The sequence below is a fragment of the Methanoregula sp. genome, assembly GCF_003170075.1.
Taxonomy (GTDB): domain Archaea; phylum Halobacteriota; class Methanomicrobia; order Methanomicrobiales; family Methanospirillaceae; genus Methanoregula.
In genome coordinates this window covers 1-8,510 of the sequence record NZ_PMZU01000032.1, presented here as the reverse complement: position 1 = coordinate 8,510, position 8,510 = coordinate 1, and the positions used below count along the sequence as shown (strand labels likewise).

Genomic DNA, 8,510 nt, shown 5'->3' with positions numbered 1-8,510 from the left:
GAGAATCTGGCCGGATCTCCTGTGCCGTAATTAAAACAACTGATTTTAAAATAATAAAAAATATTTGCCGTTATGCACGCCGTTACCCGGCACTGTTTCCGGAGACGTGGCTATCGGTGCCGGTATCGCACTCCCCGCGATCCTGACAGCAGCCGGGCTCGCGGCCACCCTTCCTGTCAGAAACCAGGACACGCTGGTCCGGCAGAACATACTCAATATCTCTCCTATCACGATCATCCTGCTCGCCATCGGGGCATTCTGCGGTTCAATCTTTCTTTTTGTATGGTACCGGCATTGAATAGCACGACAGGCAGCCGGGACAAAAATCCCAGCCCGCCAAAGCAAGATTGATGTCAGGACAGAACCCATATAACGGGCATGAAACGAGGGCAGATTCTTGGTATTTTGGCACTACTACTTGTGTGTGTCGTAACAGTCATTCCCGCAATGGCCGTCGTGCCCATCACCCATGATGCCGCCACAGACTACTACAACGCTGCCGTGCAGTTAACGGCAAACGGGGACTACGCAGGGGCAATTGCACTCTACGACAAGGCGCTCAGCTCGAATACGACAATGATGAACCGGACTGATGCGCTTCTCTATACATTCCAGGGCAAGTCTTATGCGCAGATCCAGTTAGGCAACTATACCGATGTGATAGTAACCGTCGATACCGGACTGGAGAAGTTCCCCACGGATCCGATGCTCTGGAACAACAAGGGCTATGCCCAGTACAGCCTCGGGAAGTACGCAGACGCTGTGACTTCCTACGACAGGGCGCTTGCCAGTGACGGAAACAACACCCTCGCTCTGAGTAACAAGGGGGATGCTCTGGTAAAACTGGGGAACTACCAGGATGCCATAATGACCTATAAAGCGGCGCTTGAAAACGATCCCGACAACAATGCGACGGCCACCAAGCTTGCCGATGCTGAGAAAGCCGCCGCATCCACCCTGCCGGTCACACTGATCGTTCTCGTTGTGGTGGTGATCATTGCTGCAGCCGGTGTCACGTACTATGTCACCAGAAAGATTCGCGACAGCAGCAAAAAGGCCACCGATACACCGGACAAAAAAACCGGCACGAAGAAAAATAAAAAGTGAGTGAACCACTTTTTTTCTTTTTATATTATTTGCAGGCCGTGACGACAAATGAGGCCGTCGTCCGGGAGAGCACCGTCTTCTCTGCATCATCAGTCCGGACCTCTCCTTCGCAGAACGCGACCCGGCGCCCTTTTCGGATCACCCGGCCCTCAGCGGAGATCACGCCATCCCGCACACCCTTGATGAAACTGGTAGACTCCGATATGGTCGCTATCCCTTCGGTCGTTTCCAGCATCGGGTAGAGTGCAAGGGCCATCGCCTCGTCGGCAAGCGCCACGAGCATTCCGCCCTGCAGCCAGCCCACACCGTTGTGCATATCGGGCCGGACTGTCATTTTCAGCGTGGCCCTGCCTTCCTCCGCATGGACGACCTCGATCCCCGCCAGGCAGAAGAAGGGATTTGCGTATTTCCCGTCCTTTCGTATGTTATCCAGATAGGTCATGGTACTCCGGGGGACATGTCTGAAACGGGAGGGGATTAAGGTTGCCATCCCTGACAGTTGGGGGATTCCTCCCCAACATATAAGAGAGCCAAAACCGTAAACGGTAAACCGGTGGTATCAGGATATGCCTCTTTCAACAGACGAGTTCAGGAAAGGCACCACCGGGACAAACGAGATCGAGGATCTACTCAAGGCGCATCCCGACACGGCGTACTCACTCCACGAGATCGAGGAAGCACTTATCGGGCCCGGAATGAACCGCACAAAACATCTCGATGTATTTATCGCCGATCTGACGCTGCTTACTCCGCTCCTTTTTAAGGAGAAAATGATCGAGTACCGGGTGATCGACGGCGTTCCGTACTTCCGTTGGCGGGGATAAGGCATGCCCGCTCCTGCCATTCTCTTCCCCCACCGGCTGCTGTTCTGTCGTTACCCCATCCTTAAATACCGGCATTCCTGAAACAGGTAGTATGGAAGATACAGAACTCAAACGCATGCTCGCCGACCTGATTTGGCTGAACGCGCTGATCGCAACCGAACTCATCCAGGTGACCGAGAACACCTCCGCCATCCTGCGCAAGTCCCCGCCTCCCGATACCTGCCTGAAGGATCACCAAGCCCTCCGGGCAACAGCACTTGCCATTGCGGAAAAATACCATAAAGACACGGCGCTTGCCCGTCACCTGGGCAAACACCAGTAATATTATTGGCGATCTCCACCCAAAGGTACAGGACTGCACCGCTGCCGGGCCGGTTGTTTTTATGGGCTGACAGCGGGAGCAACGAGTTACTGCCTGTCATGTCCCCTGCCCCCGTTATCAGATTCAGCCTGGTTATCCCTGCCTACAACGAGGAAAAGCGGATTCTCGGCCTTTTTGATTCCATCACGCACTTCGACGGAGAGCTTATTTTTGTCTGCGACGGAAGCGACCATACGGCAGATGTGGTGGAGGCAATAGCAAAAAGCCGTCTCGATCTCTCTATCCGGTGCCTGCGTTTTACCACCCGGCTCGGGAAAGGGGGGGGCGTGATTGCAGGACTTACCGCGGCTCAGGCGCCGCTTGTGGGGTACGTGGATGCGGACGGCTCCACCGGCATCGATGAAATGTGCCGGCTCTTCGGGCATCTTTCCTCTTCCGATGCCGTTATCGGCTCCCGGTGGGTGTCGGGTTCGCAGCTGGAGATCAAGCAGAACTGGCTGCGCCGGCTGGAGAGTCGGGGTTTTAACCTGATTATCCAAATATTGTTCGGGCTCTCATACCACGATACGCAGTGCGGCGCAAAAGTCTTTAAAAAATCCGCAGTCGATGCTGTATTACCTCATCTCATCGCGCGGGGTTTTGAGTTCGACGTCGAACTGATCTGGAGACTGTCACGGGCCGGGTACCGGATCGAGGAGGTTCCCATCGCGTGGCAGAACAAGGGAGATTCCAGGGTCAGGAAGGGGGATATGATTCGGATGCTCGCCGGTCTCCTCAAGGTCCGGCTCCATCCAGGTACGCCATGATACCGGCAACCGCAGACAACCAGAATAAAGATGCTTTTAGATTGTTCAACGAGGGACGGTACCGGGAATCGCTCGCGCTGTGCTACCGGCTGCTCGAAACGACCCGGGACCCTGCCCTTGAAGTCCTTGCAGCCACCAACCTTTTTTCGCTTGGAAAAACCGAGGATGCGGAGGTGTATTTCCGGGATCTCGCCCGGAAGATGCCGGAGTCATCCCATGTCCACAGTTACCTTGCAAAGGTGCTCGAACAGCGGGGCGATGACGGGGCGATCGCAGAGTATGCGGCGGCGGTCAGACTTGATCCCGACAACCAGGACGCACTGCGCAGTTATGCGGCCAGTCTCATCGCACGAAAGGATGACCGGGGGGCACTCCCGGTCTTAAAACGGCTCTATGCGCTAGGGAAACGACCCGATGATTGCCGGCACCTGACCGCCGCACTCACCCGGACAGGAAGGGCAGAGGAAGCCTGTGCCCTGTACCAATCACCCGGAGCCGGGCTCACAAAAAGCAGGGAATATATCGGGGCACTCTGCGCAGCCGCGAGGTATCACGACGCAGCCGATGAGGCACAGGTGCTCTGCGATGAGACGAACGACCCCGCCATTCACCGGTTATACCTTGCTGCACTGGCCCGTGCAGACGCTGCCGGCGCTCCCGGGGCCTACGCATCGTTTCTCAAAGAGAAATCTGATCCCCTCATCTATCTGGATTATACCCTCATTTTGCAGGAGCGGGGAGAATATCTCCGGGCGCTTGCCACGGTAAAAAAACTGATCGCAATCGACGGCAGACCGGAGTACCGGCTCATCGCCTGCGAACTTTCTGCGGCACTGGGCGATCATGCAAACGCCCTTCTGGCATACGAGAACCTGATCCGGGAGGCACTGGATGCGCCATGCCCCCCAGAGACCCTCAGGCAAATCCTCCGGTCGTACAGCGGGTATATTCGGACGCAGTTCCCGCCAGGAGAGGCACGCGCACGGTTTCTTGCGCTTGTTCCGAGCGACACCAATGTAGTCTCTCTTTTAGAGACGGCACAGATGTACCGCGAACAGGGAGATACCGGCGAAGCGCGATCCTGGTATTACCGGGCATACCGTGCCGATTACTTAAACGGCGGGCTCCCGTACGCAGAGTTTTTGGCCTCGCAGGAAGACGACCGCGAGTGCGAGAAGGTGCTGCTCTATATCCTCGCAAACGTCAGGAAACTGACCGATCTCAGCCGTGTTGCGGTTGCGGTGACAAAAAAAGACGGGTCGCCGGACCGGATGAGACGGCTCACGGGAGAACTGATCCGGCGCCTTGAAGAGAGGCGGGAAATGCTCGGGTCAGCAGAGCGGGAGTGCCTTGCCGCCGCGTACCTGAACGCAGCCGCCGATGCGTTGTCACGGGAAGACTATGCCGCATGTATGCGCAACTGCCTCTGCGGTATTGACGTGCTGCCCGCATATTCCCGCGACTGCCGTTCTGACGATTTTCTTATCCTGATACACCGCACGAAGGAGCAGATGCTCACGGACTGCCCGGTCGTAAATGCGCCCCGCACGGAAAAAAAAGTAGATTCACGGAGACCGGTGCAGGCCCTCTGTGATGTCATGGCGCTATCGGAACCCGAGCAGAAGATCCTCACTTTCCTTGCTACCCACGGGAGGGCAAGCGAGACGGACCTGCGACGACTGCTGGGCTCCCGCAGGGTCGCCGGAATCGTCAATCTCCTGATCCGTAAAGCGGCAGCGCAGGGAATTATGCTCATAGAGAAAAAAGGTATGAGTGCGGAAGGGGAGGTCTATGAATACTGTGGAACCTGAACGGACGGACCGGCGACGGCACCAGAGTCTCAATATCATAAATGCCCTCCGGCGGGGAACCGTGCCTGCGGACGGCCTTGAACGGATCGCGGTCGGGCTTGACATGGAAGAGGGCGTGATCGGCAGGCAGCTGGACTACGTGGCAGAAGGGGGAGGTGACCTCAAGTTTATCCGGGGGGATTATGGGTCCGGCAAGACATTTTTTGTCGCCCGCGCCTTGGAGATCTCCGGCACCAAAAACTTCGTTACCGCCCATGTTTTTGTCTCCCCTTCAGCCCCGCTCTCGAAACCCAAAGCACTATACCAGCAGATCTGCGCCAATCTCAGGACAAACGAGGCTAAGCACGCGCTCAAAACCATCGTGGACAACTGGCTCTTTGCTATCGAGGAACGGCTGATCTCAACGGGCAGTGGGAAGACAAAAGACGCCGATCTCGAAGCAGCAACGGAAAAAGAGATCGAATCCGCCCTTGCCGGTATCAGCGAAAAGAACACAGCCCTTGCCGCCGCGCTGCGTACCTACTATAGGGCAAATAATGCCGGCGACTTCCCGATCGCCCAGGCGGCCATCGGTTGGATCGCGGCAGAACCCACCGTGGGGCGCGACTTCAAGCAGAAGGCAGGTATCAAAGGAGAGGTCGATGATTCCACCGCGTTTCTTTTCCTTTCAGGGCTTGTCGAGATCGTCCACGGCGCGGGATACCGGGGGCTTGCGATCGCGATCGACGAACTGGAGACAACGCAGGGGCTCCAGCGGAACCAGCGGGAGAGAAGTTACCAGACGCTTGCCCGGATTATCGATGCCCTCGATGGCGGCCGGATGCCGCACTGTTACTTCCTTTTCACCGGTACCCCTGCATTCTTTGACAGCTCACGGGGGATACGGTCAGTAACGCCGCTCTACGACCGGATCAGCGTGGTCGAGACCGGTGTTTACAAAAACCCCCGCCAACCCCAGATCCACCTCTCCCGTTTCGATACCGGCAAACTCGAACTGGTCGCTCTCAAGGTTGTTGACGTGTACTCGCAGGCCTACCGTGAAGTCGACCGGGAGAAGGTCTCCCACCGGTTCATCCGGGCTATGATCAAAAAGATTACCGGCCGGTTCGGAGGCAGGGTTGACGTGATCCCGAGAATTTTCTTAAAAGAGTTTGTCGATGTACTGGACAAGTGCGAGATCTACGAGGACTTCAACCCGGCCGAGGGTTATGAGTTCGAGGCCGAGCACCTCAAAGGGGAACTCAAAGCGGAAGAGGAAGCAGTCATGGTCGTGGAATTTTAAAAAACGCCCCTGTGATACTGTTTTATCGTTTCAGCAAGAATGGTACTGATATGCGTTCGAGGTTCTGTCCGCTGGTAGCAGTTGCTTTCCTCGTTTTTATGGCAATACTGCCGGCTGGTGCACAGACGGTCACCATCAATGCCACCCCCTCCGTGGTGCATATTGGGGACATGGTCTTCCTGAACGGCACGGTCTCGGGCATCCAGACGATCGCGGTTTACCTCTTTTTGACCGGCCCGGATCTGGATTCCCGGGGTGTCACGCTGGAGAACCTCAATATACCGGCCGGACACGGCCTCTTTACCACCGCGCCGGTGGATATGAAGGAGGGCACCTGGAGTTACCCTTGGGATACCTCCATCATCCTCGGGAACATGAACCCGGGAACCTACACGGTCTACGTGGTAACCTCCCCGGTCGACCGGGAACGGTTCAGCCACGGCGGTTATGCCTCGGATAGCGTCACGTTCCTGCCTTCGGAGACGGAGGCCACACGGGTGCCCCTGTCCCCGGGGATCGCGGTTGTGGCGCTCGGGATCACCATCATCACCGGCTCCTGCATGATCCGCCGGCTGAAAAACACCTGAAAAAAAACGATGCCCCGGGGAAAAACCGGTTTGACACTTCAGCAGCCGTTGTTCTTCCGGCTGCCCTTCTTTTCCTGCCGCCGCACCCGCACCGACTGTGCGTGGGCAGACAGTCCCTCAGCGGTGGCAAGGGTTTCTATAATGTCCCCGATGCTGTCCAGGCCCTCTTTTGTGAGGATTTGCACCGAGGAAGTCTTGCAGAAGTGGTGCACGTCAAGGCCCGAGTATTGCCGGGCATACCCGGCCGTAGGGAGCACGTGGTTGGTACCCGACGCATAGTCCCCGCAGGCGACCGGGGTATACGGCCCGACAAAGATCGCGCCTGCATTCTGTATGCCGTTAAGGACCGGTAGGGAGTCGGTCACCTGGATGGAGAGATGTTCCGGGGCGACGGCATTCGAGATTGCAACCGCTTCGATCAGGTCGCCGGCGATAATATAGCCGGAGTTTTTGAGCGCCTGTGCGATGATCTCCTTTCTCGGGGCATGTTCTGCCTGCTTTTTGATCTCGGTCCCAACACGGTCGGCAATTGCGGCTGATGTCGTGATGAAAAGGCAGGCCGCATGGGGGTCGTGCTCCGCCTGTGCGAGGATATCGGCGGCGACATACGCAGGCACGGCACTTTCGTCCGCGATGATGGCGATCTCGCTCGGGCCCGCCGGGAAGTCGATCTCGGCATACTCACGGAGCATCATCTTTGCGGCGGTCACGTACACGTTGCCCGGTCCAACGATCTTGTCCACGGGATCGATGGTCTCGGTCCCGAGCGCCATCGCAGCAATCGCCTGAGCACCCCCACACTGGTAGATCTCGTGCACGCCGGCAATATCGAGCGCAACGAGCGTAAGGGGCTGGATCGGCGGCGGGGAACAACAGCAGATCTCCGGGACGCCGGCGATCCGTGCAGGAACCGTGCACATAAGGGCAGTCGAGGGATAGGCGGCACGGCCCCCGGGGACATATGCCCCGACGCGGGAGAGCGGTGTGGTCTTCACGCCAAGGGTAATGCCAGGCTCAAGCTCGTTAAGCCAGAGGCCCCGGGGCAGCTGGAGCTCATGAAACCGGCTGATCCGGGCCTCGGCTTCCACCAGGCACTCGGTGACCTGTGCATCGACCTGCTCGTAGGCCGCCTCCCGTGCATCCTCATCGATCGCGATCGTGTCGAGATGCACCTTGTCGAATTTTTCAGAAAGCTCAATGAGGGCTGCATCTCCCCCCGTCCTCACCTTCTCGATGATCTCCTGCACCGGGCCGTGTACCGCATCCAGACGGGATGTGCGCCGAGAGACCCAGGTATCGACATCAACCGCGCTCCACATAGCAGAAAAACTCGGCGGGAAAGATTGTTAAGGTTTCGTTATCCGGGCCTGAAATTTGCAAAAATAGCGAATATCCCCGATCGGGTTTCGGATATCTGAACCTGTACCAAAAACGACTGTCCCGACCGTTTTCCGGTATCAGGGTCCTGACAGGGCCGGGTCTCTTCAGGTGTATTACCGGGCATCCCCTGCGGATACACTCCCTGAAATACCGCAGTAAACTACAAAAAGAAATATTGAAGAGTTCTCGGCCCAAGTTCTGTATGGTTATTATATATGGTAAACAAATTTCGTGCTGAACTGATGTGTATTGCAGCCATTCTGGTGCTTGCAGCAGTACTTATGGCCGGGTGTACAAGTAGTACACCGGCGCAAACGACGACCACAACGACCAGCGCTCCGGCAGCAACCTCCACCGCAACAGCGGTAAATGTTACTGCAACAGCGACGAA

General features: G+C 57.0%; 10 protein-coding genes. 8 read left to right on the top strand and 2 right to left on the bottom strand.

Going from position 1 to position 8,510, the window contains the following annotated elements; genetic code table 11:
• Nucleotides 1-106 precede the first annotated feature (106 nt).
• Both QZN75_RS03565 and QZN75_RS03560 read left to right on the top strand, forming a co-directional pair.
• Entirely contained in the window at nucleotides 107-298 is a 192-nt protein-coding gene (locus QZN75_RS03565; RefSeq protein WP_292424823.1) for a hypothetical protein, read from the top strand.
• An 80-nt stretch (nucleotides 299-378) separates the two neighbouring features.
• Nucleotides 379-1,107 (top strand): tetratricopeptide repeat protein, encoded by a 729-nt coding sequence (locus QZN75_RS03560; protein WP_292424820.1) that lies wholly within the window; start codon nucleotides 379-381, stop codon nucleotides 1,105-1,107.
• 25 nt (nucleotides 1,108-1,132) lie between these two features.
• Here QZN75_RS03560 and QZN75_RS03555 read toward each other — a convergent pair whose 3' ends face one another.
• A complete protein-coding gene (locus tag QZN75_RS03555) occupies nucleotides 1,133-1,549 on the bottom strand; it encodes a PaaI family thioesterase (RefSeq protein WP_292424816.1) in 417 nt (138 codons plus the stop codon).
• A gap of 124 nt (nucleotides 1,550-1,673) precedes the next feature.
• Here QZN75_RS03555 and QZN75_RS03550 point away from each other — a divergent pair, with 124 nt between their 5' ends.
• The 6 genes from QZN75_RS03550 (at nucleotide 1,674) to QZN75_RS03525 (ending at nucleotide 6,739) form a co-directional block, all read left to right on the top strand.
• The gene (locus QZN75_RS03550; protein WP_292424813.1) at nucleotides 1,674-1,931 is read left to right on the top strand and encodes a hypothetical protein; all 258 of its coding nucleotides are present in this window, start codon (nucleotides 1,674-1,676) and stop codon (nucleotides 1,929-1,931) included.
• Between the two features lie 91 nt (nucleotides 1,932-2,022).
• Nucleotides 2,023-2,253, top strand: a complete 231-nt coding sequence (locus QZN75_RS03545) for a hypothetical protein (protein ID WP_292424810.1) — start codon at nucleotides 2,023-2,025, stop codon at nucleotides 2,251-2,253.
• Between the two features lie 98 nt (nucleotides 2,254-2,351).
• Nucleotides 2,352-3,059, top strand: coding sequence for a dolichyl-phosphate beta-glucosyltransferase (locus tag QZN75_RS03540; protein WP_292424807.1), 708 nt, complete (start codon nucleotides 2,352-2,354; stop codon nucleotides 3,057-3,059).
• The gene (locus QZN75_RS03535) at nucleotides 3,056-4,870 is read left to right on the top strand and encodes a hypothetical protein (protein ID WP_292424804.1); all 1,815 of its coding nucleotides are present in this window, start codon (nucleotides 3,056-3,058) and stop codon (nucleotides 4,868-4,870) included. The genes QZN75_RS03540 and QZN75_RS03535 overlap by 4 nt, the downstream gene beginning before the upstream one ends.
• Nucleotides 4,851-6,152 (top strand): BREX system ATP-binding protein BrxD, encoded by a 1,302-nt coding sequence (gene brxD / locus QZN75_RS03530; RefSeq protein WP_292424801.1) that lies wholly within the window; start codon nucleotides 4,851-4,853, stop codon nucleotides 6,150-6,152. The genes QZN75_RS03535 and brxD overlap by 20 nt, the downstream gene beginning before the upstream one ends.
• 50 nt (nucleotides 6,153-6,202) lie before the next feature.
• The gene (locus QZN75_RS03525) at nucleotides 6,203-6,739 is read left to right on the top strand and encodes a hypothetical protein (RefSeq protein WP_292424798.1); all 537 of its coding nucleotides are present in this window, start codon (nucleotides 6,203-6,205) and stop codon (nucleotides 6,737-6,739) included.
• Nucleotides 6,740-6,777: 38 nt separating this feature from the next.
• On the opposite strand, the gene hisD is transcribed toward QZN75_RS03525, so the two are convergent.
• Nucleotides 6,778-8,058, bottom strand: a complete 1,281-nt coding sequence (gene hisD, locus QZN75_RS03520) for a histidinol dehydrogenase (protein ID WP_292424795.1) — start codon at nucleotides 8,056-8,058, stop codon at nucleotides 6,778-6,780.
• Nucleotides 8,059-8,510: the final 452 nt, after the last annotated feature.

Coding starts and splice junctions, on each gene's coding strand:
- QZN75_RS03550 (WP_292424813.1), top strand. CDS start 1,674: ATGCCTCTTTCAACAGACGAGTTCAGGAAAGGCACCACCGGGACAAAC.
- QZN75_RS03525 (WP_292424798.1), top strand. CDS start 6,203: ATGCGTTCGAGGTTCTGTCCGCTGGTAGCAGTTGCTTTCCTCGTTTTT.
- QZN75_RS03555 (WP_292424816.1), bottom strand. CDS start 1,549: ATGACCTATCTGGATAACATACGAAAGGACGGGAAATACGCAAATCCC.
- QZN75_RS03560 (WP_292424820.1), top strand. CDS start 379: ATGAAACGAGGGCAGATTCTTGGTATTTTGGCACTACTACTTGTGTGT.
- hisD (WP_292424795.1), bottom strand. CDS start 8,058: ATGTGGAGCGCGGTTGATGTCGATACCTGGGTCTCTCGGCGCACATCC.
- QZN75_RS03545 (WP_292424810.1), top strand. CDS start 2,023: ATGGAAGATACAGAACTCAAACGCATGCTCGCCGACCTGATTTGGCTG.
- brxD (WP_292424801.1), top strand. CDS start 4,851: ATGAATACTGTGGAACCTGAACGGACGGACCGGCGACGGCACCAGAGT.
- QZN75_RS03540 (WP_292424807.1), top strand. CDS start 2,352: ATGTCCCCTGCCCCCGTTATCAGATTCAGCCTGGTTATCCCTGCCTAC.
- QZN75_RS03535 (WP_292424804.1), top strand. CDS start 3,056: ATGATACCGGCAACCGCAGACAACCAGAATAAAGATGCTTTTAGATTG.